Source organism: Arthrobacter sp. NPDC056493, assembly GCF_042795115.1.
Taxonomy (GTDB): domain Bacteria; phylum Actinomycetota; class Actinomycetes; order Actinomycetales; family Micrococcaceae; genus Arthrobacter.
Window position 1 is genome coordinate 1 of record NZ_JBHTSL010000035.1, and the last position, 22372, is coordinate 22372.

Annotated in this window: 20 protein-coding genes and 1 riboswitch; of the genes, 5 read left to right on the forward strand and 15 right to left on the reverse strand. The window is 66.5% G+C overall.

The genetic code is table 11. The annotated features are described in order from the left end of the window. The 6 genes from ACFQ50_RS14610 to ACFQ50_RS14635 all read right to left on the reverse strand — a co-directional run. On the reverse strand, positions 1-593 hold a 593-nt coding region (locus tag ACFQ50_RS14610), incomplete at its 3' end, for a serine dehydratase beta chain (RefSeq protein WP_377996267.1). A 132-nt stretch (positions 594-725) separates the two neighbouring features. Further along, positions 726-2060 carry a serine hydroxymethyltransferase gene (gene glyA / locus ACFQ50_RS14615; RefSeq protein WP_377996269.1) on the reverse strand — a complete coding sequence of 445 codons (1335 nt, stop codon included), beginning with the start codon at positions 2058-2060 and terminating at the stop codon, positions 726-728. Continuing rightward, the gene (gene gcvH, locus ACFQ50_RS14620) at positions 2057-2440 is read right to left on the reverse strand and encodes a glycine cleavage system protein GcvH (protein ID WP_377996271.1); all 384 of its coding nucleotides are present in this window, start codon (positions 2438-2440) and stop codon (positions 2057-2059) included. Before gcvH ends, glyA begins: the two co-directional genes overlap by 4 nt. 512 nt (positions 2441-2952) lie before the next feature. After that, positions 2953-4086 carry a glycine cleavage system aminomethyltransferase GcvT gene (gcvT, locus tag ACFQ50_RS14625; RefSeq protein WP_377996272.1) on the reverse strand — a complete coding sequence of 378 codons (1134 nt, stop codon included), beginning with the start codon at positions 4084-4086 and terminating at the stop codon, positions 2953-2955. 76 nt (positions 4087-4162) lie between these two features. Beyond that, positions 4163-7021, reverse strand: a complete 2859-nt coding sequence (gene gcvP, locus ACFQ50_RS14630) for an aminomethyl-transferring glycine dehydrogenase (protein ID WP_377996273.1) — start codon at positions 7019-7021, stop codon at positions 4163-4165. A 190-nt stretch (positions 7022-7211) separates the two neighbouring features. Beyond that, a riboswitch (glycine riboswitch) is annotated at positions 7212-7310 on the reverse strand. Positions 7311-7500: 190 nt separating this feature from the next. Next, positions 7501-8040 carry a TetR/AcrR family transcriptional regulator gene (locus ACFQ50_RS14635; protein WP_377996274.1) on the reverse strand — a complete coding sequence of 180 codons (540 nt, stop codon included), beginning with the start codon at positions 8038-8040 and terminating at the stop codon, positions 7501-7503. Positions 8041-8106: 66 nt separating this feature from the next. Between ACFQ50_RS14635 and ACFQ50_RS14640 the strand changes: the two genes are divergently transcribed. Beyond that, positions 8107-9681 carry an MFS transporter gene (locus ACFQ50_RS14640; RefSeq protein ID WP_377996275.1) on the forward strand — a complete coding sequence of 525 codons (1575 nt, stop codon included), beginning with the start codon at positions 8107-8109 and terminating at the stop codon, positions 9679-9681. A gap of 80 nt (positions 9682-9761) precedes the next feature. Here the strand turns inward: ACFQ50_RS14640 and ACFQ50_RS14645 are convergent, their stop codons facing one another. Continuing rightward, entirely contained in the window at positions 9762-10241 is a 480-nt protein-coding gene (locus ACFQ50_RS14645; RefSeq protein WP_377996276.1) for a Dps family protein, read from the reverse strand. A gap of 215 nt (positions 10242-10456) precedes the next feature. On the opposite strand from ACFQ50_RS14645, the gene ACFQ50_RS14650 reads away from it, so the two are divergent. Genes ACFQ50_RS14650 through ACFQ50_RS14660 form a run of 3 tightly spaced genes read left to right on the forward strand, consistent with a single transcriptional unit; the run spans position 10457 to position 14097 of the window. After that, entirely contained in the window at positions 10457-11506 is a 1050-nt protein-coding gene (locus ACFQ50_RS14650) for a nitrilase-related carbon-nitrogen hydrolase (protein WP_377996277.1), read from the forward strand. After that, positions 11503-12528, forward strand: coding sequence for an agmatine/peptidylarginine deiminase (locus ACFQ50_RS14655; protein ID WP_377996278.1), 1026 nt, complete (start codon positions 11503-11505; stop codon positions 12526-12528). Before ACFQ50_RS14650 ends, ACFQ50_RS14655 begins: the two co-directional genes overlap by 4 nt. Positions 12529-12540: 12 nt before the next feature. Continuing rightward, complete coding sequence (locus ACFQ50_RS14660) at positions 12541-14097, forward strand: APC family permease (RefSeq protein WP_377996279.1); 1557 nt, start codon at positions 12541-12543, stop codon at positions 14095-14097. Between the two features lie 176 nt (positions 14098-14273). Here the strand turns inward: ACFQ50_RS14660 and ACFQ50_RS14665 are convergent, their stop codons facing one another. The 3 genes from ACFQ50_RS14665 to ACFQ50_RS14675 all read right to left on the reverse strand — a co-directional run bounded on the left by ACFQ50_RS14665 (position 14274) and on the right by ACFQ50_RS14675 (position 15843). Further along, entirely contained in the window at positions 14274-14822 is a 549-nt protein-coding gene (locus ACFQ50_RS14665) for a hypothetical protein (protein ID WP_377996281.1), read from the reverse strand. Between the two features lie 387 nt (positions 14823-15209). Continuing rightward, positions 15210-15512 (reverse strand): DUF4193 domain-containing protein, encoded by a 303-nt coding sequence (locus tag ACFQ50_RS14670; protein ID WP_076798765.1) that lies wholly within the window; start codon positions 15510-15512, stop codon positions 15210-15212. Between the two features lie 103 nt (positions 15513-15615). Next, positions 15616-15843, reverse strand: coding sequence for a hypothetical protein (locus ACFQ50_RS14675; RefSeq protein ID WP_377996282.1), 228 nt, complete (start codon positions 15841-15843; stop codon positions 15616-15618). A gap of 240 nt (positions 15844-16083) precedes the next feature. Here ACFQ50_RS14675 and ACFQ50_RS14680 point away from each other — a divergent pair, with 240 nt between their 5' ends. Beyond that, on the forward strand, positions 16084-16431 hold the full coding sequence (locus ACFQ50_RS14680) for a hypothetical protein (RefSeq protein ID WP_377996283.1): 348 nt from the start codon (positions 16084-16086) through the stop codon (positions 16429-16431). Between the two features lie 121 nt (positions 16432-16552). On the opposite strand, the gene ACFQ50_RS14685 is transcribed toward ACFQ50_RS14680, so the two are convergent. From ACFQ50_RS14685 to ACFQ50_RS14705, 5 genes are all read right to left on the reverse strand, one after another. Beyond that, a complete protein-coding gene (locus ACFQ50_RS14685; RefSeq protein WP_377996284.1) occupies positions 16553-16816 on the reverse strand; it encodes a hypothetical protein in 264 nt (87 codons plus the stop codon). A 37-nt stretch (positions 16817-16853) separates the two neighbouring features. After that, positions 16854-18347: an aldehyde dehydrogenase family protein gene (locus ACFQ50_RS14690; protein WP_377996285.1), complete on the reverse strand. Its 1494-nt coding sequence runs from the start codon at positions 18345-18347 to the stop codon at positions 16854-16856. A 52-nt stretch (positions 18348-18399) separates the two neighbouring features. Beyond that, complete coding sequence (locus ACFQ50_RS14695; RefSeq protein ID WP_377996286.1) at positions 18400-19884, reverse strand: alanine/glycine:cation symporter family protein; 1485 nt, start codon at positions 19882-19884, stop codon at positions 18400-18402. Positions 19885-19887: 3 nt separating this feature from the next. Continuing rightward, positions 19888-20781, reverse strand: coding sequence for a 4-hydroxy-tetrahydrodipicolinate synthase (gene dapA / locus ACFQ50_RS14700; protein ID WP_377996288.1), 894 nt, complete (start codon positions 20779-20781; stop codon positions 19888-19890). 77 nt (positions 20782-20858) lie between these two features. Continuing rightward, entirely contained in the window at positions 20859-22244 is a 1386-nt protein-coding gene (locus tag ACFQ50_RS14705; RefSeq protein WP_377996289.1) for a protoporphyrinogen/coproporphyrinogen oxidase, read from the reverse strand. Positions 22245-22372 lie beyond the last annotated feature (128 nt).

Genomic DNA, 22372 nt, shown 5'->3' on the forward strand with positions numbered 1-22372 from the left:
AGCATGATGTCGGCGATGGACAAGCCCTGCGCGCGGCAGTGCTCCAGCAGTTCCGCCGCGGTCCGGAACGGCAGCGGCAGCTCCTTCTTCGACTCCTCAAGCTCCAGCTGCGCCGCGTCCTCCTCGCCCTCGCGGACAATGAACCCGCCACCTACGGAGAAAAAGGTCGCGCTGTGCAGGACGCCGCCGTCGGCGTCCGAGACCGTGAAGGTCATGCCGTTCGTGTGCCGCGGCAGCACGGTCAGCGGCCGCAGCACCATGTCCTCCACGCCGTAGGGCAACGCGACCGATCCGGCCAGCTGCAAGGTGCCAGTCTCCGCGATGGAGGCCAGCCGCTGCTCCACTTCATCGGGCAGGATCAGCTCCGGGTGATACCCCTCCAGGCCCAGCAGGACCGCCGTCATGGTGCCATGCCCGTGCCCGGTAGCCGCGAGCGAGCCGTACAGGTCCACCCGCAGCGACGCCACGTCCGCCAGCGTCCCGGAGGCCTTCAGCTCCTCCGCGAAAACGGCAGCGGCACGCATCGGCCCCACTGTGTGGGAACTCGAGGGGCCGATCCCAATGGAAAAGAGATCAAAGACTCCAACGGCCATAATCAATCCTAACTAGACATGTGGTCCGGCGAGGGTGGAGTTTTTGTCCAGATAATGGCTCCTAACGGGCCTCGAAGTCCCGGTATCTGGACAAAAACTCCACCCCTGAGGGGTGCCGGTCGCCCGGAGGGATTAACCCAGCGGGGCGACTGACGGGTAGAGCGGGTGCGCGGCGGCCAGTGCCTCCACGCGGTTTCGCAGTCCGGACAGGTCCGCGCCGGCGTCAGCGGTCAGTGCCTCGGCGATGATGTCCGCAACCTCGGCGAAGGCTGCTTCGCCGAAGCCGCGGGTGGCCAGGGCCGGGGTGCCGATGCGCAGCCCGGAGGTGACCATCGGCGGGCGCGGGTCGAACGGCACCGCGTTGCGGTTCACAGTGATGTCGATCGCGGCGAGGCGGTCCTCGGCCTGCTGCCCGTCGAGCTCGCAGTTGCGAAGGTCCACCAGCACGAGGTGCACGTCGGTGCCGCCGGACACCACGGAGATGCCCTTGGCCGTGACGTCCGGCTGGACCAGGCGGTCGGCCAGGATCCGGGCGCCGGCCAGAACGCGCTCCTGGCGCTCCTTGAACTCGGCGGAAGCGGCGATCTTGAACGCCACGGCCTTGCCCGCGATGACGTGCTCCAGCGGCCCGCCCTGCTGGCCGGGGAACACCGCCGAGTTGATCTTCTTGGCGATGTCGGCGTCGTTGGAGAGGATGATGCCGCCGCGCGGACCGGCGAGGGTCTTGTGCGTGGTGGACGTGGTGACGTGCGCGTGCGGCACCGGGGAGGGGTGCAGCCCGGCGGCGACGAGCCCGGCGAAGTGCGCCATGTCCACCATGAGGTAAGCCCCCACGGAGTCGGCGATCCGGCGGAACTCGGCGAAGTCCAGCTGGCGGGCGTAGGCGGACCAGCCGGCGACGATCAGCTGCGGCTTGTGCTCCTGGGCCAGGCGCTCCACCTCCGCCATGTCGATCCGGTGGTCCTCTTCACGGACCTGGTACGGGATCACGTTGTAAAGGCGGCCGGAGAAGTTGATTCGCATGCCGTGGGTCAGGTGCCCGCCGTGCGCCAGGTTCAGGCCCATGATGGTGTCGCCCGGCTTGATCAGTGCGTGCATCACGGACGCGTTGGCCTGCGCGCCGGAGTGCGGCTGCACGTTGGCGTACTCGGCGCCGAACAGGGCCTTGACCCGGTCGATGGCCAGCTGTTCGATCACGTCAACGTGCTCGCAGCCGCCGTAGTAGCGCTTGCCCGGGTAGCCTTCGGCGTACTTGTTGGTCAGGACCGAGCCCTGGGCCTGCATCACTGCCGCGGCGGTGTGGTTCTCCGACGCGATCATTTCCAGACCCTCGCGCTGCCGGCCGAGCTCGTCGTCGATCTTCGCCGCGATCTCCGGGTCCAGCTCCGCGAGGTCCGCGTTCAGGCTCGGCGACACAACCTGCTCGAAAGCTACTGTCTCTGCGCCTGCGGCACGGGCGGCGCTCACAGCTCGCCGCCGTTCTTGGCTGCGTACTCTTCGGCCGACAGCAGCGGGCCCTCGGACTCGGCGGCCACCTTGAACAGCCAGCCTGCACCGTACGGGTCGCTGTTGATCAGCGCGGGATCCTCGACGACGACCGGGTTGATCTCCGTAACCTCACCCGTGACCGGGGCATACAGGTCCGAGACCGACTTGGTGGACTCCACCTCGCCGCAGGTCTCCCCCGCGGTCACGGCCGAGCCGACCTCGGGCAGGTCCACGTAGACAATGTCGCCGAGGGCATCAGTGGCCACGGCGGAAATGCCAATGGACACCACATTCCCATCCTCGCGGGAGACCCACTCGTGCTCGTCGGAATACTGCAGTTCAGCGGCAACTTTTGCCATTGTGTTCCTTAATCTCGTTACTTCTGTGGTCGGGTTGGGAGGCAGGTGACTGAATTCCTCCGCGTGCTGCTCGTTCCTCGCTTTGACGCACGCTTCCGGAATCCACTCACCTGCCGTTCCCGGCCGTCAGTTCCGGGAAGGAACCAACGGCAGTGAAAGATAAAGCGGGGGTCCTGGCTACTTCTGGGCTTCGAGGGTTCGGCAAGCTCGACCCCCAATGATCGAGCTTGCGAGGTCAAAGACCCCGGCCTGGGTTTCGACAGGCTCAACCAGCAGTCGGCGGCACTCCCCCAGCACCTTTGGCTTTCGAAGGCGCGAGCCCGGTCCGGCTCTCACTTGCTGTCTTCCAAAGGTGAGCAGACAGCGGCCCCTTCGGGGCTGGCATCCGGAAGCGTGCGTCTAAGGGAGCGTCACGTCCGCTCAGCGGGCGTCTACGCGACCGAGCACGCGGAGGATGTCAGCCCCGACGGGCCGACGGCGACGGCAAGGTTGGGCAGGACAGGACCGCCGGGCTACTTGGAGCGCTTGTAGAAAGGCAGTGCGACGACTTCGAAGGGCTCCGCCTTGCCCCGCAGGTCGATGTCCAGTGCCGTGCCGGGTTCGGCGTAGGCGACGTCGACGTAGGCCATGGCAACCGGGTAGCCGAGGGTGGGGCTGGGCTGGCCGGAGGTGACTTCGCCGACGACGTTGCCGTCCTTGAGTACCGGGTAGTGACCTCGGCCGGCACGGCGGCCCAGTCCTTTGAGGCCAACCAGCTTGCGGCCCGTGGTGGAGCCGGCGCCGGCTTCCTTCTTGGCAGCCAGCGCCGCCTTGCCCACGAAGTCGCCTTCCTTGGACAGCGCGACGACGGGGCCCAGGCCGGCGGCGAACGGGTCGCCCTCGAGGGAGAGCTCGTTGCCGTACAGCGGCATGCCGGCCTCAAGGCGGAGCGAATCGCGGGAGGCGAGGCCGGACGGCGTCAGCTCCCCCTCGTCCGCGATGGCGACGATGGACTGCCAAAGGGCGGCGGCGCCGTCGTTCTCCACGAATATTTCGAAACCGTCCTCGCCGGTGTACCCGGTGCGGGCCAGCAGCAGGTCCCGGCTGGCGCCGCTGACCAGGAAGGAAACCTCGACTGCGGCGTAGTACTTCAGTCCAGTCACCAGCCCGTGCTGGGCTGCCGGGACCAGGCGCAGAAGGATCTCCTCGGCCTTGGGACCCTGCACGGCGATCAGCGACGTCTCCGCGGAGGCGTCCTCGACGGCGACGTCAAAGTTCGCTGCCCGCTGCACCAGCGCGTCGGCCACTACCTTGGCGTTGCCGGCGTTCGGGACCACCAGGAACTTCTCGTCGCCACGGCGGTAGACGATGAGGTCGTCGATGATGCCGCCGTCCTCGTTGCAGATCAGGGAGTACTTGGCCTTGCCGACGGCCATGGCGGAGATCTTTCCGGCCAGTGCGTAGTCCAGGAACGCGGCGGCGTCCGGGCCGGTGACCCAGACTTCGCCCATGTGGGAGAGATCGAAGATGCCGGCCGAGTTGCGGACGGCGTGGTGCTCGGCCAGTTCGGAGCCGTATTTCAGGGGCATCTGCCAGCCGCCGAAGTCGGTGAACGAGGCGCCCAGCTTTTTGTGCTCCTCGTAGAGGGCAGTGTAGTTCTCAGTCATTGAGGAATCCTTTGGGTGGGGCGGTGGCTGAGCCTGTGGAGACCCGGGTTTGCCCAGGCTCAACCGCCGGATGGATCTAGTTCTCGAACGCTTCGATCGGAGGGCAGGAGCAGACCAGGTTGCGGTCACCGGCTGCGCCGTCGATGCGGCCCACCGGCGGGAAGTACTTGTCCTGCTTGTGGGTGTGCCCGGGGAAGACGGCCTGCTCGCGCGGGTATGCGCGGTCCCAATCGGAGCTGATCGCGGCCGCCGCGGTGTGCGGGGCGTTGCGCAGCGGGCTGCCCTCCACCGTGAAGTGGCCGTTTGCCACCTGGTCGATCTCGCCGCGGATGCTGATCATGGCCTTGATAAAGCGGTCGATCTCACCTAGGTCCTCGGACTCGGTGGGCTCCACCATCAGGGTGCCGGCCACCGGGAACGCCAGCGTGGGGGCGTGGAAACCGTAGTCGATCAGGCGCTTGGCCACGTCCTCGGCGGTCACGCCGGTTTTGGCCGTGAGTTCGCGCAGGTCCAGGATGCACTCGTGCGCCACGAGGCCGCCTTCGCCTGTGTAGAGCACGGGGAAGAAGTCGTTGAGGCTGGCCGCCACGTAGTTCGCGGCGAGCAGCGCGGACTTGGTGGCCTCGGTCAGTCCGCTGCCGCCCATGAGCTTCACGTACGCCCAGGAGATGGGCAGCACGCCGGCGGATCCGAAGCGCGAGGCGGAGATCGGAACGTCCTTGCCTTCGGTCCAGGTTGCCGCGTCGCCCGGCATGAACGGAGCCAGGTGCGCCTTCGCCGCGACCGGGCCGACGCCGGGTCCGCCGCCGCCGTGCGGGATGCAGAACGTCTTGTGCAGGTTCAGGTGCGAGACGTCGCCGCCGAACTTGCCCGGCTGCGCCAGGCCGACCAGGGCGTTGAGGTTGGCACCATCGATGTAGACCTGGCCGCCGGCCGCGTGCACGGCGTCGCAGACCTCGCGGACGTCGGCGTCGTAGACACCGTGAGTCGACGGATAGGTGATCATGATGCAGGACAGGGCGTCCTTGTTTGCCTCGATCTTCGCGTACAGGTCGGTATGGTCGATCGTGCCGTCGGCGGCGGTGGCCACCACGACCACCTTCATGCCGGCCAGCACGGCCGAAGCCGCGTTGGTGCCGTGCGCCGAGGCCGGGATCAGGCAGATGTTGCGCTGCTCATCGCCGCGGGACCGGTGGTAGCCGCGGATGGCCAGCAGCCCCGCGAGCTCACCCTGCGAGCCGGCGTTGGGCTGGATGGACACCTGGTCGTAGCCGGTGATCTCGGTCAGCTGCGCCTCAAGGTCGGCGATCAGTTCGCGCCAGCCAGCAGTCTGGGAATCCGGGGCGAACGGGTGGATCGAGGCGAACTCCGGCCAGGAAATGGCTTCCATCTCGGCCGTAGCATTCAGCTTCATGGTGCACGAGCCCAGCGGGATCATGGTCCTGTCCAGCGCCAGGTCGCGGTCGGAGAGCCTGCGGATGTAGCGCAGCAACTGGGTTTCCGAGCGGTGCGTGTTGAACACCGGGTGCTGCAGGTATGCGGAGGAACGCTCGACGGCGGCGTCCAGGGCGAACCCGTCGGTCGCCTCCACTGCCTCGGCACCGAAGGCTGCGAGAAGGTCGGCCACGATGGCCGGCGTCGTGGTTTCATCGGCGGAGATGCCGACGGTGTCCGCGTCGATGCTGCGGAGGTTGATGCCCTTCTGCTCGGCGGCGGCGATGATGCCGGCGGCCTTGCCCGGGACGGAAACCGTCACGGTGTCGAAGAAGCTGGTGTGCAGGACGTCCAGGCCGGCGGCCTTGAGGGAGGCGGCCAGGGTCCTGGCGTGGCCGTGGGCGGTCTCGGCGATCGCTTTCAGGCCCTCCGGTCCGTGGTAGACGGCGTAGAAGGACGACACGATGGCGAGCAGCGCCTGCGCGGTGCAGATGTTGGACGTCGCCTTCTCGCGGCGGATGTGCTGCTCGCGGGTCTGCAGCGCCAGGCGGTAGGCGGGAACACCGGCGGAGTCCTTGGAGACGCCTACGAGACGGCCCGGCAGGGAGCGTTCAAGACCCTTCTGCACGGCCATGTAGGCAGCGTGCGGGCCGCCGAAGAACAGCGGCACGCCCAGGCGCTGGGCGGAGCCGACGGCGATATCCGCGCCCTGTTCGCCCGGCGGCGTGATGAGGGTGAGGGCCAGCAGGTCGGCGGCCACCGTCACCAGGGCGCCGCGTTCCTTGGCGGCGGCGATGACCTCACTGTGGTCGAAGACCCGGCCGGAGACACCGGGCTGCTGGAGGACGACGCCGTTGATGTCGCCGTCGGGCAGTCCCTGGGACAGGTCCGCCACCTCCACCTCGAAACCGAGGGCCTCGGCGCGGCCCTTGACGATGGCAATGGTCTGCGGCAGACAGTCCGCATCCAGGACCGTCTTGCCGTCATGCGCGGCCTTGTTCTTGTTGGCCCGGCGCATCAGCAGCACGGCCTCGGCCACGGCGGTTGCTTCATCCAGCAGCGAGGCATTGGCGATGGGCAGGCCCACGAGGTCCTGGACCATGGTCTGGAAGTTCAGCAGCGCCTCGAGACGGCCCTGGGAGATTTCCGGCTGGTAAGGGGTGTAGGCCGTGTACCAGGCGGGTGCTTCAAGAATGTTTCGGCGGATCACCGGGGGCGTCACGGTGTCGTAGTAGCCCTGGCCGATCATCTGGACGGCGGTCTTGTTCTCGGCAGCCAGTTTCCGGAGTTCTGCGAGTGCTTCAACCTCGCTCAGGGCCGGGGCGAGCTCCAGCGGTGAGTCCTGCCGGATGTCATTGGGCACTGCCGTATCAACCAGCGCGTCGACAGAGTCGTAGCCGACGGCCTTGAGCATGGCTTCGACGTCGGCCTGGCGGCGTGCGCCGATATGCCGGTCGACGAAGGACGAGGAGGCTGAATTAACGGTCAAAAGGAACTCCATAACTAAGGCGACGCAGGGTACGCCACATTGATTCGGGTTCCTCCCCGCTCTGTATTGGACCTGAGAGTTTCCGCGTTTGCTGCGCCTTCGCACAGCACCGCTTGCACCGTCGGTGAGCACAGCACGCCCTGAACCGTCCGCGCGGAGGCGGAAAATTTCAAGCGGGCAGCCTGCTGCTTTCCAGAGTTGCCTTGCCGCGGCGGTACATGGGCCTGAGAGATTCCTGGGGAGGTTTTGCTCCTACGGCGCCTGCTTGTACCTACTTGCAGGACTCTCCCGCCGCAGATCAAAGGCTTATTCAATTGTGCGGTGACAGCTGTCACAGAGGCTATTGTCCTACGCCGGGATCGCGTCTGCAAACTGTGGCGGCGTGGGCTGGCACACCCCCGGAGACGCGCGTGCGAAATCGCCGGAAAGCTGCCAGTTCGCCGGAGTTTCCGGCGACTACGCAGGTTTCCGGCGATTTCGACGGCGCCGGCCTACGCCCTCAGCCGGTCAAGCGCGGCGAGGAGGCTTTCGACGTCTGCCGCGGCCTCGGACGGCGTCGCCGCCGGGCCGACGGACAGCATGGCGTTGAAGTAGAGCCCGTCACCCATGTACAGCACCGCTTTGGCCAGGCCCGGCCCTACGTCGCGGGCGATCTCGCCGAGCCACCGCTGCTGGATGTGGGCGAACCGGCGCCGGGTCTCCTCGTGCGCCACCTCGGCAAGCCGGGTCGCGGCAACGATGGCGCGGTCCAGCGGGGTGTCCGCCCAGACCGACGACTTGATGAAGTATGCGGCCGCACCCTCGGGAGCCGCGGCCATGGCCTGCGCGTCCGCTTCCGCGAACTCATCGAGCCGGTCCAGCAGGACGCCGATCAACGCTTCCTTGTTCGGGAAGTGGTACAGCAACCCGCCCTTGGACACGCCGGCACGGGCAGCAACGGCATCGAGGGTGGCAGCGCGCTCCCCCACCTCAATCAGCAGGGATTCAAACGCATCGAGCACTGCGCCGCGGGCGACCGGTTTTCTGGGCATGGCTTCCATCATGCCCGGTCCCACCCGGGGTTTATAACTGTACCGTCTGGACGGTATAGTTATTTCATGACCATCTACCCAGCCCTTTCCCCGGAGCGCACTCCCGCAACCCAGGCCGGCGGCGGCGTGCGCGACTGGTTCGCCCTGGCCCTGCTCATGTTCCCTGTCCTCCTGGTCGCCGTGGACAACACTGCGCTGACGTTCGCCCTTCCCGCGATCGCCCGCAGCCTCGACCCTTCGGGCGTGCAGCTTTTGTGGGTGGTGGATGCCTATGCCCTGGTCCTCGCCGGGCTCCTGGTGGCGATGGGCAGCCTCGGCGACAGGATCGGCCGCCGCCGGTTGCTGCTGGTCGGCATTTCGGGCTTCGCGGCAGTCTCCGCGGCGTCGGCATTCGCGCCGAGCGCAGAATGGCTCATCGCCGGCCGCGCCGCCCTCGGATTCTTCGGCGCCATGCTCATGCCGTCCACGCTGTCGCTGATCCGCAACATCTTTCGGGAGCCGGGCAGGCGGCGGCTGGCCGTGGCCATCTGGGCGGCGGGCTTTTCCGGCGGCGCAGCACTGGGGCCGATCTTTGGCGGCTGGCTGGTGGAGCATTTCTGGTGGGGCGCTGTCCTGCTCGTGGCCGTCCCCATCATGCTGCCGCCCCTGATCCTGGGCCGCTTCCTCATTCCGGAATCCAGGGATCCGAACCCCGGCCGCGTGGACCTGGCCAGCGTGGCGCTGTCGATGCTGGCCATGGCGCCGGTGGTCTACGGCATCAAGGAACTGGCCACCCACGGACCCGGCGTGACGTCATTCGGAGTTCTGGCGTTTGGCCTGGCCATGGGCCTCGTGTTTGTCCGCCGCCAGCAGGCCCTCGCGTCCCCGCTGCTGAACGCGTCCCCGCTGCTGGATATGTCGCTGTTCAGGAACCGCGTGTTCAGCACGGCGATCACGGCCAACATCCTGGCGCTGTTCTCCTACAACGGCTTCATCCTGTTCCTGGCACAGCACCTGCAGCTGCTCGAAGGCATGTCGCCGTCGGAGTCGGGCACCGCCATGCTGCCGGCCCTGACGGCCACCGTGGTGGCGGGCCTCCTCGTGGTTCCGCTGGTCCGGAAGGTGCGGCCGGGATTTGTGGTGGCCGCGGGGTTGGCGCTGAGCGCCGCCGGCTACGGCGTGGTTGCGTTCGGGAATCACGACGCCGGGCCCACGGCGCTGCTGGCAGCGCTCCTCGTCCTGGCGCTGGGTGTGGGGTCGGCAGAGACCATCTCGAACGACCTGATCCTGGGAGCCGTGCCGGTGGAGAAATCGGGAGCGGCTGCGGCGATTTCGGAGACGGGGTATGAAGTGGGCTCACTCCTCGGCACAGCCATCCTGGGATCCATCCTGACGGCGTCGTACCAGCAGCACCTCGCCCTGCCCGACGGTGTTGGCCAGACGGTCCCGGCAGCGTCGGCGGACCAGGCCCGGGAAACGCTGGCCGGCGCCATGGAGCTCGCCGGCTCACTTCCGGCCCCGCTGGCCGAGGCGCTCACTGGGGCCGCCCGGGCCGCGTTCGATTCGGGCGTCCACATCACCGCGGCGATTGCGCTGGCACTGATGGCAGCAGCGTCGGTGCTGGCCGCCGTCGTGCTTCGCCGCATCCCGCGTGCGAAGTAGCCGGCACAGAAACGGGCAGCCCCGGAGAATCTCTCCGGGGCTGCCCGTTACCGTAGGCGCGAGCGTGTCCCGCTGGCCGGCTACTTGCTGTCGGGATGCGTGACGCTGGCCGACGCCTTCATGTTCTCGGCACCGACCATCCACGCGTACTGTTCGAGCTTTTCGATGAAGGTGTGCAGCAGGTCCGCGGTGGTGGGGTCTTCCTCATCCACCTCGTCATGGACCTTGCGCATGGTGCCTACGGCCGCCTCGAGTGCCGCCACAATGCGGTCGATCGCATCCTTGGTGTTGATGAGCCCGTCGGGGAACTGCGGAAGGTGGGTCGACTTCGCCACGGTGGCGGTGCGGCCGTCCGGCAGGGCGTGCAGGGCGCGCATGCGTTCCGCGACGTCGTCGGCAAAGGCACGGGCGGCATCCACGATCTCGTCGAGCTGAAGGTGCAGATCCCTGAAGTTGGTTCCAACGATGTTCCAGTGCGCCTGCTTGCCCTGGATGTGCAGTTCGATCAGGTCCGTCAGGACGGCCTGCATGTTGTTGGTCAGTGTCGGTGAAGCCTTCATGAATCCTCCTCGATTGGTCCAGTGGTTTTGACGCTACCGCAGCCGCCCCGGCACGGGGAGCCCGGGCGCCCCAATTTCACGATCAGCTTACTTACTACTTCGCGGGTCATAAATGATCGGCATTCAAATACCCCTTGCCACACCCCCGCCGCACATGCATACTAAATGAACGTCATTCATTTAGTGACGGTCGTCTCACTGGAGTAATCATCATCATGATCGAAATAACTTGCCTGAACGCGCCCGCTTCGCTCGCCCGGACAGCGCCGTCCGGCCGTCCCGCCCTGAGGGTCGGCGTCGTGCAGCACCGCTGGCACAGCAGCGCCGCCGCAGTCCGCGCCGAACTCAACGACGGCATTGACCGGGCTGCACGGCTGGGCGCCACCGTGGTGTTCCTGCCCGAGCTCACCCTCTCCCGCTACCCCGCGGACCAGGTTCCGGAGAATGACCTGGCGCGGCAGGGCCAGGACCGGCCGCGCCCCGCCGACGGCGCCGAGGACCTGCTGACCGGCCCCACCTTCCGCTTCGCGGCCGAGGCCGCCCGCAGGAACGGCATCACCGTCCACGCCTCGCTGTATCAGCGCGCAGGCAACCCGGACGGCTCGGATGACGGCCTCGGGCTGAACACCTCCATCCTCGTATCCCCGGCCGGCGAACTCCTGGCCCGCACGCACAAGCTGCACATTCCGGTGACCGCCGGATACTACGAGGACAAGTTCTTCCGCCAGGGTCCCGCCGCGGAGGACGCCTACCAGGTCCACGTCCCGGCCGAACTCGGCGGCGCCCGGCTGGGCATGCCCACCTGCTGGGACGAATGGTTCCCCGAACTGGCCCGCATGTACTCCCTCGGGGGCGCCGAGCTGCTGGTGTACCCGACGGCGATCGGTTCCGAGCCGCTGTTCCCGGACTTTGACACCCAGCCGCTCTGGCAGCAGGTCATCGTGGGCAACGGCATCGCCAACGGCCTGTTCATGGTGGTCCCGAACCGCTGGGGCCAGGAGGGCAGCCTGAACTTCTACGGCTCCTCCTTCATTTCGGACCCCTACGGCCGCATCCTGGTCCAGGCGCCGCGCGACGAGTCGGCTGTGCTCGTGGCCGACCTCGACCTGGACCAGCGCAAGGACTGGCTGACGCTGTTCCCGTTCCTGACCACCCGCCGCCCGGACACCTACGCCCGGCTCACCGAGCCGGTCCGCCCGGAGGAGCCTTTCGGCAGCGACGATTCGCTGGTTTCTACAGGCTCAACCAGCGGGGTACACGCATGAGCACGTGGCGCATGCCGGCCGAGACGGCCCGCCAGGAGCGGCTCTGGATGGCCTTCCCCACGGGCGGGTACACCCTCGGCGACACGGCGGAAGCGGCGCACGCCGCCCGCTCCGTCTGGGCCGCCGTCGCGAACGCCGCCGTCGAATTTGAACCGGTCACCATGGTGGTGGACCCGTCCGAGGTCGGAACCGCCGCCCGCTACCTGTCACCCGCCGTCGACGTGCTGGCGGCGGAACTCAACGACGCCTGGATGCGCGACATCGGCCCGACGTTTGTCCTGGACGGAAACGGCGCCCTGGGCGCCGTCGACTGGGTCTTCAACGGCTGGGGTGCCCAGGACTGGGCCAGCTGGGACAGGGACTCCCTGGTCGCCGCCGAGGTGGCCGGCAGGTCCGGCGCCCGGCACCTCGTGTCAGAGCTGATCAACGAGGGCGGCGGAATCCAGGTGGACGGCGAAGGCACAGTGCTGGTCACCGAAACGGTGCAGCTGGATCCGGGCCGCAATCCCGGACTCAGCAAGGCCGACGTCGAGGCCGAACTGGCCAGGACCATCGGCGCCACGAAGGTGGTCTGGCTGCCGCGCGGGCTCACCCGTGACTCGCAGCGGTTCGGAACGCGCGGGCACGTCGATATTGTTGCCGCCATCCCGTCCCCCGGCACCCTGCTGGTGCATTCCCAGCAGAACCCCGCCCACCCGGACTATGAGGTGAGCCGCGACATCATCAGTTTCCTGTCCTCCACCACGGACGCTGCCGGCAGGGATTGGAACATCATCGAAGTCCCGGCACCCGTGGCCCTGACGGACCCGGAGGGCTTCGTGGACTACAGCTACATCAACCATGTGGTGGTCAACGGCGGGGTCATCGCCTGCACGTTCTCCGACCCCAACGACGAGAAGGCACTCCGCATCCTCGCCGATGCGTATCCCGGGCGCAAGGTGGTGGGCATCGATGCCCGCGAACTCTTCGCCCGCGGCGGGGGCATCCACTGCATTACCCAGCAGCAGCCCGCTGCAATCTAGAAAGGGCCAGTCATGAGCCAAACCACGAGCGTCCAGCCCGGAGGGAAGAGCACTTCCCCGGATGGCGAAGCAACGCACGGCATTACCGGGAAGGGCCTGAAGGGCGGGCAGCTGGGCCTCCTGGCCGTCGTCGTCCTGGGTATTTCGACCATCGCGCCGGCCTACACGCTGACCAGCGCGCTGGGTCCCACCGTGAATGAGGCGGGGCTGCAGCTGCCGGTGATCTTCCTCATCGGCTTCATCCCCATGATCCTGGTGTCGCTGGCCTACCGTGAGCTGAATGCGGACTCCCCGGACAGCGGCACCACGTTTACCTGGGTGACCAAGGCGTTCGGACCGTGGGTTGGCTGGATGGGCGGCTGGGGCCTGCTGGCCGCGAACATCATCGTGCTGTCCAACCTGGCCGGGGTGGCGGTGGACTTCTTCTACCTCTTCCTGGCGCAGCTGACCGGGTCGCCGGAACTGGCGGACCTGGCCGCCAACAAGCCGCTGAACGTGCTGACGTGCTTCGTCTTCGTGGCGCTGGCCGTGTGGGTCAGCTACCGCGGCCTGCACACCACCAAGGTGGTCCAGTACGGGCTGGTGGGATTCCAGCTGGTGGTTCTGGGCCTCTTCGTGGCCATGGCGTTCGCCAACTGGTCCACATCCGGCACCGCCATCCCGTTCAGCTGGGACTGGTTCGACGTGACGAAGATCGAGACGTTCGGCCAGGTCGCCGCGGGAATCTCGCTGTCCATCTTCGTGTACTGGGGCTGGGACGTGTGCCTGACCGTCAACGAGGAAACGGCCAACGGCAAGAAGACCGCCGGCCTCGCCGGCACCCTGACCGCCGTCGTCGTCCTGGGCATCTACCTGCTGGTGACCATCGCCACCATGATGTTCGCCGGCGTCGGAGACACCGGGATCGGCCTTAACAACGCGGAAAACCACGCGAACGTCTTTACCGCACTGGCCTCACCCGTCATGGGCCCGTTCGCCATCCTGATGTCCCTGGCGGTCCTGTCCAGTTCGGCGGCGTCGCTGCAGTCGACGTTCACGTCACCGTCGCGCAGCCTGCTCGCCATGGCGCACTACGGCGCCCTGCCACGGCAGTTCAGCCACATGAGCAAGAAATTTTCGACGCCGGGCTTCGCCACCGTCGCGGCCGGCGTGCTGTCCGCCGGGTTCTACGCCGTGATGCATGTGGTGAGCGAGAACGTCCTGAACGACACCATCCTGGCCCTGGGCCTGATGATCTGCTTCTACTACGGGCTGACGGCGTTTGCGTGCACCTGGTACTTCCGCGGGAGCGTCTTCAGCAGCGCCCGCAACTTCGTGATGCGGCTGCTGTGCCCGCTGCTGGGCGGTATCGGGCTGGCTGTGGTCTTCCTGCAGACCGCCATCGACAGCTGGGCGCCGGAGTTCGGCAGCGGCTCGGAGATCTTCGGTGTGGGGCTGGTGTTCGTGCTCGGCGTGGGGATCCTGGCGCTCGGGATCGTTTTCATGCTGGTGATGGCGCGGCTGCGGCCCGGCTACTTCCGCGGCGACACCATCCGCAAGGACACCCCCGCGCTGGTGGTTCCCGAATAGCACCAGCGGAAGCAGCGATGCCCCGCCTCCCGGCCTGAACTGGCCCGGGAGGCGGGGCATCACTGCTCTTAACTAGCTGTCAGGAAACTGAACGTGCCGGGACCCCTTGTTTCCTGGCTGCGCTGTCCCCTGGCTGCGCTGGTCCGCTGGTGCTGTGCTCCCCTGCGGCGGGCATCTCACCAGTAGTGGGCGACGTCGACGACGAGCCGGGAGCCGGCGCCGGGACCGTCCAGCGTGTACACCTTGAACGGCAACCGGGCACGGACGCCAAGCCCAAGGGTGGTGTAGCCCTCGAAGCTGCCGGCCCACGCCACCTGCCGGAACGTGTGGTAACCGGATACGTTGGTTACCTCGGACCGGTTGGCCGGGGTAAAGGTGGGCTTGCCGGTGGCGTTGTCATAGGCCGGGGAGTTGATGGTGAGCTGCAGGAATGCCCCGCCACGGAGTTTGAGCGGCAGGCCGGAGCCCTCCTGGGCCACCTCGGAAACGTAGCGGACGTTATAGCCCTTGGCTTTGCCCTTGAGGTCGAACACGAGGCGGTCGAAGCAGTAGTGCTGCCCAGTGCGGACATTGGTGATGGCTGCGGTGCTCAGGTTTTTGTCAGCCTTCGCCAGCGAGCCCCACACCTGCCCGCAGTAGGAGGCTGCCGAGGCGGAGCCCGGAGCCAGCAGGCCCAGTCCAACAGCCAGAAGGATGACTGTGAGCCAGGCGGGTATTTTTTTCATTTGGCCACCCCTTTCGAGTGAGTGATTGGATAGCTCCAGAGTAGGAGCGCCAAAAGCCCTAAACGAGGGATGTGGCCGGTTCGGGGCGCAACCGTTAATCTCGCAAAATGCGGGTCACGGGGCCGTAATTCCGGGGGCGCTTTTAAGCGTATCGAGAGGCGTTCGTGGCCCTTTCTCCACGCTTCCGTTACCGCAGATAACGGCGTTGGCGCAGGCCCTTGAAGCTGGGCGCGGGCGCGGCCGAACGCCTGTGGAAATGCTGGCGCAACAAAGCGAGGCGCCGGCCTCCCGTTGGGGAGCCGGCGCCTCGCGTGGCTTTGCTCTGGCGGCTGCCTGGCTATGAAGGCTGCCTGGCTGCAAAGCAGGACTTGCGTGGTGGGCTGTCTCTTAGCCTTCGCAGTCGTGGCAGTACTTCATGCCGTTCTTTTCCTTGGCTACCTGGGACCGGTGACGGACCAGGAAGCAGGAGCCGCAGGTGAACTCGTCGGACTGCTCGGGAACGACGATGACCGTCAGTTCCTCGTTGGAAAGATCGGCGCCCGGAAGGTCGATGCCCTCGGCGGTGTCGTTCTCGTCGACGTCGATAACGGCGGTCTGGGCACCGCCGCCGCGGGACGCCTGGAGTGCCTCCAGCGATTCGGAGGGAGACTCTTCTTCTGTTTTGCGTGGGGCGTCGTAATCGGTAGCCATAGCGTTGTTCACTTTCGTTGCTGCACAGCGCCATTCAGGCACCTCAGTGAAGCAGTTTAGGTCATAAAGCTGCAACGTCAAGAATAGTGTGGCCAACGCGACACTAATTGGTCTTTTCCGCCTGTTCGGCGGCGTTGCCGGCGGCATTTACGTGCGCCGTGAGCGCGTGGTCTCCCGCGACGGCGACGCCGCTGAGGGGAGGCAGCCACGCCCACCGGGTGACCTCCTGGAGGGCGTCATTGGCCTGCTCGGCAGTGGCAGGAACCGGCGGCAGGAGCAGGGCGTCCGCGAGCGCCGCACGCGCCCGGCTGAGTAACTCGGTGATGGTCATGGCGCCAAGGTATGCGGACTGTGTTGTGGACACGTTTCCGCCGCGTCTCCGGGCAGTTAACCCACGTGCCCGGACGGCCCGGCTGGGCCCGCCTGGGCAGGCGGTCTGCCGGGCCCGGCTGGGCCGGACTGTCCGGGCCCAACGGGAACCGGGCCCAACCGCCGGACTGGCGGGCCGCCGTCGTCGGTCTTAGCCTTGAGCTGTTCGTGGATCTGACAACCCGGCAGGCGGAGGTATCTCATGGCTACGAAACTGAACCGCAAGGCTTTGGAGCACGCACGCAGCCTCGTCAAGAAGGGGAAGGTGGAGCGGGACGTCCGTGATGACTGGAGCGAACACGCACCCTCAGCGGATGACGAGAACTCCTTCATCGACAAGCACGGCTTCGAGGAGTTCTCGAAGTGGCATCTCGGCATTGACAGCGAGAAATCCGAGGGCACGAAGGGGAGCGTGAGTTTTCCTTTCGGGGATTTCAAGAAAGTCCACCGCTGCGCCATCATTTCGCTGGAGAGCAGGGCCGCGCAGCACGACCACGATGACATCCGCAAGGCCGCGAAGGATCTGCTGGAGGAGATCGACGCCGACTGACTGCGTCGCTGCCGAACGCCAGGCAACTGCCGGCTGCCTGGCGGAGTACTCGCGGGGTACACGAAGGAAACCCCTCCGTCCCGGCGAAGTGCCGGAACGGAGGGGATTGCGACCCTAAGGCTCAGCAGGCCAGTGCTTCACTGGCCAAGGCTTCACCCGCCCGGCGGTCCGGTCTGAAATAGACGTTGCCGGTGACGGCGAAGTCGTATTCGTCCTGGGAATGGACCAGCCGGCGGGTGCCAACCTCGTCAGTCACCCAAATGATGTGGCCGTCTTCAGTGCGGTCATCGATGACACCGCCCCACAGAGTCCGTCCCTGGCGGCTGAACGTTATGACGTCCCCCTGGGCGAGCGACAACCACTTCGCCGTGCGACTGCTATTCAACCTGCATCTTCCCTTCCGGTTGTGCCCGAGACTGGTCTCAGCCGCGGTTGTACATGACGTGCTTGGTGCGGGAGAAGTCCTCCAGGGCGTAAATGGAGAGGTCGCGGCCGTAGCCGGAGCCCTTGAAGCCGCCCCAGGGCATTTCGTTGGCGATGACCAGGTGGGAGTTGACCCAGACGGTGCCGAAGTCGAGCCGGCGCGGAACGGACAGCGAGCGGGCGGAGTTCGTGGTCCACACGGAGGCGGCCAGTCCGTACACGGTTTCGTTGGACCGCGTGATGGCCTCCTCATCGGTGCTGAAGGTCTCCACCGACACCACCGGGCCGAAAATCTCCGTGCTGGTGATCGGGGCGCCGGCCGGCGCGTTGGTCACGACTGTGGGTTCGATGAAGTAGCCCGGACCGTCCAGGGCGTTGCCGCCGACGGCGATCGTCAGGCCGTCCTTGCGGATGTCCTCCAGTGCCGCCAGGACCCTCTCGTAGTGGGCCTTGGAGATCATGGAACCGATCTCGACGTCGTCGCCCGCGCCCGGGGCGCCGACCGAAATCTCGCTCACCTCACGCACCAGCAGTTCAGTAAACTTCTCGGCGACGGACTCATGGACCAGGACGCGGCAGGCGGAACCGCATTCCTGCCCGCCGTTCCAGAACCCGGCCTCGCGTACTCCCTTGGCGGCAGCTTCCAGGTCGGCGTCCTCGAACACGACGACGGGCGCCTTGCCGCCCAGTTCCAGGTGGACGCGCTTGACGGAGGCGGCTGCGCTTTCGGCGACCTTCTGGCCGCTGCCGACGCTTCCGGTGATGGCGACCAGGTCCACGTCCGGGTGCTCCGAAATCCGGTTGCCCACCACCCGGCCGGAGCCGGTGACGATGTTCAGGACACCGGCGGGAACCTCGTCGGCGACGAGTTCGGCCAGCTTGAGCGTGGTCAAAGGTGTCTGCTCCGATGGCTTGAGCACCAGGGTGTTGCCGGCGGCCAGGATCGGGGCGATCTTCCAGGCAGCCATCAACAGCGGGTAGTTCCACGGAGTGATGACGCCGACGACGCCCACAGGTTCCCGGAAGATCACCGAGGTGTGGTTCTCTGCATAGTCGTCCGCGCCGAGCGTGGTGAACGCCCGGGCGGCGCCAGCCGAGAACCGGAAGGTATCAACCGCGCTCGAGATGTCGTCCTCGGCCACGGCAGCGGGCTTGCCGGTGTTGGCAGCTTCGAGGGTTTCGAGCAGTTCGCGGTTGTCCTCAATGATGGCCGCGATGCGTAGCAGGACCGCGGACCGGTCCTTGGGAGTCTTCGCGGCCCAGCCGGCCTTGGCCGCCACTGCAGCGGCGACGGCGGCGTCGGCGTCCTCAACGGAGCCGGAGGGAACCTGCATGATGGTTTCCTCGGTGGCCGGATTCACCACGTCGGCGGTGGCATCCGAAACCGGGGCGACGAACGCCCCGCCGATGAACTGGCCGAAAGGCGGCAGGGACGGCGTGGGGACGTCTCCCGCCCTGCGGACGGTGAACAATGCTGTTTCTGTGGTGGTCATGGTTTTTCCTTCAGTCCTGTTGTGGCTTACGGGATGTGCCTGCCTGACGTGCCTAATTGACGACGGCGGCGGGCGACTTTTCGGTCTTGTGTTCCCAGAACTCGGCTCCTTCTATGCCCAAGGCCCTGGGATCGAAGGTGGGATCCAGGCCCAGTTTCCGCTGGCGTTCGTAGTCGCGGTAGATCTTGCGGACGAGCGGGAAGAGGAAGGCCAGGCAGATGAGGTTGACCCAGGCGATCAGGCCGAGCCCGATGTCACCCGCGGCCCAGACCAGTTGGGCGTTCACCACGGATCCAAAGAACACGATGGCCATGGTTCCGACCTTGAGCGTGGTCTTCCACCCGTGCCCGTTCTTCCCGTCGAGCAGGTAGAGCAGGTTGGAGTTGGCGACGTAGAAGTAGGCCAGCAGGCAGGTGAAGCCGAAGAGCAGCACGGCGACTGAAACGAAGCCGGCTCCCCAGCCTGGAAGCAGCGTGTCGATGGCTTCCTGGACCCAGTTGGCGCCGACCGGCACGCCAGGCATGTTGTTGACGATGTAGCCGCCGGAACCGTCCGAGACGTTGTACTTGCCGGAAACGACCATCATGAGGCCGGTGGCCATGCAGATCAGCAGCACATCGATGTAGATGCTGAACGTCTGGACCAGCCCCTGCTTGCCCGGGTGTGAGGTGCGGGCCGCAGCGGCCGCGAACGTTGCTTCCCCCAGACCGTTCGACGAGGCGAACACCGCCCGGCGTACGCCCCACGCCACAGCAGCACCGGCGATGCCGCCAAGTACAGGGTGGATACCCAAGGCCGACTGGAAGATCAGGGCCACTGCGGCCGGAACACTGCCGATATTGATGCCGATGACAGCCAGTGCCAGGACCAGGTAGCCGATGGCGAGCACCGGAACCAGGGCCTGGGTGACCTTCACCAGGCGGGTGGTGCCGCCGAAGATGACCAGGGCGATCAGCACTGTGACGAGCAGGGCGGGGACCCAGCTGTCCAGGCCGAAAGCAAGTTTGGCACTGGCGGCAATGGTGTTGACCTGGAGGCCAGGGAAGACGAACCCGTAGCCGATGACGCCAAGCACCGCGACGAGTGCCCCCACCTTGGGGAGCTTCAGGCCGTACCTGATGTAGTACGGCATGCCGCCGATGTCCTCGTTGGCATTGCGGCGGTCCTCGTCCTTGACCTGGCGCTTGAACGTCTGGGACAGGGCTGCCTCCGCGTAGCCGACCGTGCATCCGACCAGTCCGGTGACGGCCATCCAGACGAGGGCCCCCGGGCCGCCGGCGCCGACGGCGGTTGCCACACCGGCGATGCTGCCGACGCCGACCCGGCTGGCCAGGGCCAGCACGAGGGCCTGGAAGGAGGACAGGCCACCTTCGCCGCCTTCACTGTCCCTCAGCTGCCGCAGCATGTCGGGGATCCTCCGGAACTGCACGCCCTTGGTGGCCACCGAGTAGGCGATGCCGAGCCCAAGCACGACGTAGGCCATGGGTGCCCAGATCGCGTCGGAAACAGCGGACAGGAGCTCCGCGAAGTCACCCATCGCTTATCCCACCGTCTGCTTGAGGGCAGAGAGCGCCTGTTCAACCCGTGCGAGGTCCTCGGCGTTGAGGTCGGCAGTGGGCTGCCGGGGGGAACCGGCGGGAAGACCCTGCAGGGCAAGGCCGGCCTTGACGGCCGGGATGAAGGGCACGGAGAGCAGGGCGTCGATGACCGGGTACAGGTCGTTCCACAGTTCACGGGCGCCCGTGAGGTCGCCGTCGGCGATGAGCCGGCTGACGGCCACGATTTCGTTGGGGACGACGTTGGCCGTGCCGGCCATGACGCCCGCTGCGCCCTCGGCCAAGGCGCTGTACAGGTAGACGTCCCAGCCGATGAAGGTGCCGATGACGTCCGAGTGGTGGTGGATCAGCTGCAGTGCCTGTTCCCAGTTGGCGCTGGAGTCCTTGATGTACTTGATGTTCTCCACCTCTTCGGCCAGCGCACGGACTGTTGCCGGGTCGAGGTTGACGCCGGTGACAGCCGGGATGTTGTAGAGCATGACCGGAATGGTGACGGACCGGGCGACGTCCTTGATGTACGTGACCGTTTCCGCCAGGGTGAGCGGCTCGTAGTACGGCGTGATCAGCATGAGTACGTCCGCGCCGGCCTTCTCGGCTGCCTGCGACAGACGGATGGCTTCGGCGGTGGAGGTGGCGCCGGTCTGGGCGATGACCGGGACGCGTCCATTGGCCTGGTCGATGACGGTGTTGATGAGCAGCAGCCGCTCCTCGGAGGACAGGGCACCGACCTCGCCGGTTGAACCGGCCGCGACGACGCCGTCGACGCCGGCGTCGATGGAGCGGTCGACGATGAGCCGCAGGGTATCGACGTCGATGGCGCCATCCTGGCCGAAGGGGGTGGACAGTGCGGTCAGGACACCGCGGAGGTCGTTGGACATTGAATGATTCCTCTTCTTAAGTACGGGGTTTAGGTACGTGGGTGGAAAACGGTGATTGATGCAGGAGACGGTCGCTGTTACGCGACGATCGAGAGGCCGGAATGCGGCGGGGCCTGGCGGTGCGTGGCCAGCAGGCTGGCGGCCTCCTGCGCTGCCGAGAACCCGGTAGTGATGGAGCTTTCGGTGTAGAGGGTTCCGAGGTAGTCACCGGCCAGGAACACGCGGTCGGTCCCGCGCATGAGCGTGGACTGGATCTTGGCCCGGCCGGGGAAGCAGTACGGGGAAGCAACCTTCCAGCGGTCGGTCTTGGCTTCAACGACGCTGTCGGCGAAACCGTGGCCGAGGACCTGGTCGAGGTCGGTGAGGTGGGTCTTGATGACTTCCTCGTCGCTCTTCTCCAACAGGGCCTTACCGAGGCTGGCCGGCGAGAACGTCATGAAGCTGCCGCCCGGCTTCCGCACGGACTCGGTACCGCGAACGATGCTCGCCTGGTTCAGCGCGATCGCGAACGAGCGCTTCGGCGCCGCGATGGCGTAGATGTCGTCCCAGGGCCGTGCCGAGGTCTCGTTGGTCAGGAACGCCGTGCTGACGTGCGGGCCGTACTTGATCTGGCTGAGCGCACCGCGCAGCTCCTCCGGGAGGTCCACGCCGATCCGGTGCGACACGTCAGCGGTGGTCGCGAGGACGACGGTGCGGGCCTCCACCTCATGCTCGACACCGCCCTGGGTGTACCGGACGACGACGGATTCCTTCTTGTGCACGACCTCCTGCACGGCGGCACCGAGCTGGATACGGTCACCCAGCGAGGCCGCGACTGATTCGGTCAGGGTGGACGGGCCACCCACGATGCCCTGGCTCAGTCCCTGGCCGATACCCAGCACCAGGCTGAAGTATCCGATGCCGGCGCCGGCGGAGATCTCGTTCATGTCACCGGCCGAGCGGGTGACAGTGGTCTTGAAGAGTGCGGCTGCGTCCTCTGACAGGTTTCCAATGAAGTCCTGGAACGAGGCGTTGTTCTCGAAGTCGTAGATGCGCTGCTGGCGCATCGCACCGGACTCCCCTGAACGCTTCCGAACAACGCCGGTGTACTTGGCGACGCCGCTGACAACCTTCATGCCGGCCCGCAGCGTGTCGATGCGCGATGTCAGGGACATTGGAATGCGGAAGGGGTACGTGGCGATGTGCCCCTTGCGGATGAACTTCCCGTTCATCGACAGGGCCTGGAGTGAACCCGGGATGCTGACGGCGGTCACGCCGACCTCGTTGAGCAGTGCATCGGTGGAGGATCCTGCGCCGGCGAAGACGTGCCCGCCCCAGTTCAGCCAGTAGGCACCGCGGCGCTCCGAGCGGATCCGGCCGCCGACGCGGTTCTCCGACTCCAGAACAACAGTGTCCCAGTGCCGCAGCCGCCATGCTGCTGACAGGCCGGCGAGTCCAGCGCCGACAATGACTACATCTTTCATGATTTTGAACTTTCTGACTCAGGGATCCAGGTGCCGGGACTGCCGGCCAAGAAGGCAGCTGCCGGTGGGGAAGATTTGTGGTGACAAGTGCGTCCTTGGAGCGGGATGTGCCCCTAGTCACACATTAA

Bases quoted from the DNA above. Each gene is read 5' to 3' on its own strand.
- gcvT (WP_377996272.1), bottom strand. From the start codon at position 4,086: ATGACTGAGAACTACACTGCCCTCTACGAGGAGCACAAAAAGCTGGGC.
- ACFQ50_RS14670 (WP_076798765.1), bottom strand. From the start codon at position 15,512: ATGGCTACCGATTACGACGCCCCACGCAAAACAGAAGAAGAGTCTCCC.
- ACFQ50_RS14695 (WP_377996286.1), bottom strand. From the start codon at position 19,884: ATGGGTGACTTCGCGGAGCTCCTGTCCGCTGTTTCCGACGCGATCTGG.
- ACFQ50_RS14635 (WP_377996274.1), bottom strand. From the start codon at position 8,040: ATGCCCAGAAAACCGGTCGCCCGCGGCGCAGTGCTCGATGCGTTTGAA.
- ACFQ50_RS14680 (WP_377996283.1), top strand. From the start codon at position 16,084: ATGGCTACGAAACTGAACCGCAAGGCTTTGGAGCACGCACGCAGCCTC.
- ACFQ50_RS14690 (WP_377996285.1), bottom strand. From the start codon at position 18,347: ATGACCACCACAGAAACAGCATTGTTCACCGTCCGCAGGGCGGGAGAC.
- ACFQ50_RS14705 (WP_377996289.1), bottom strand. From the start codon at position 22,244: ATGAAAGATGTAGTCATTGTCGGCGCTGGACTCGCCGGCCTGTCAGCA.
- gcvH (WP_377996271.1), bottom strand. From the start codon at position 2,440: ATGGCAAAAGTTGCCGCTGAACTGCAGTATTCCGACGAGCACGAGTGG.
- ACFQ50_RS14675 (WP_377996282.1), bottom strand. From the start codon at position 15,843: ATGACCATCACCGAGTTACTCAGCCGGGCGCGTGCGGCGCTCGCGGAC.
- ACFQ50_RS14640 (WP_377996275.1), top strand. From the start codon at position 8,107: ATGACCATCTACCCAGCCCTTTCCCCGGAGCGCACTCCCGCAACCCAG.
- ACFQ50_RS14660 (WP_377996279.1), top strand. From the start codon at position 12,541: ATGAGCCAAACCACGAGCGTCCAGCCCGGAGGGAAGAGCACTTCCCCG.
- ACFQ50_RS14665 (WP_377996281.1), bottom strand. From the start codon at position 14,822: ATGAAAAAAATACCCGCCTGGCTCACAGTCATCCTTCTGGCTGTTGGA.
- dapA (WP_377996288.1), bottom strand. From the start codon at position 20,781: ATGTCCAACGACCTCCGCGGTGTCCTGACCGCACTGTCCACCCCCTTC.
- ACFQ50_RS14650 (WP_377996277.1), top strand. From the start codon at position 10,457: ATGATCGAAATAACTTGCCTGAACGCGCCCGCTTCGCTCGCCCGGACA.
- ACFQ50_RS14645 (WP_377996276.1), bottom strand. From the start codon at position 10,241: ATGAAGGCTTCACCGACACTGACCAACAACATGCAGGCCGTCCTGACG.
- ACFQ50_RS14655 (WP_377996278.1), top strand. From the start codon at position 11,503: ATGAGCACGTGGCGCATGCCGGCCGAGACGGCCCGCCAGGAGCGGCTC.
- gcvP (WP_377996273.1), bottom strand. From the start codon at position 7,021: ATGGAGTTCCTTTTGACCGTTAATTCAGCCTCCTCGTCCTTCGTCGAC.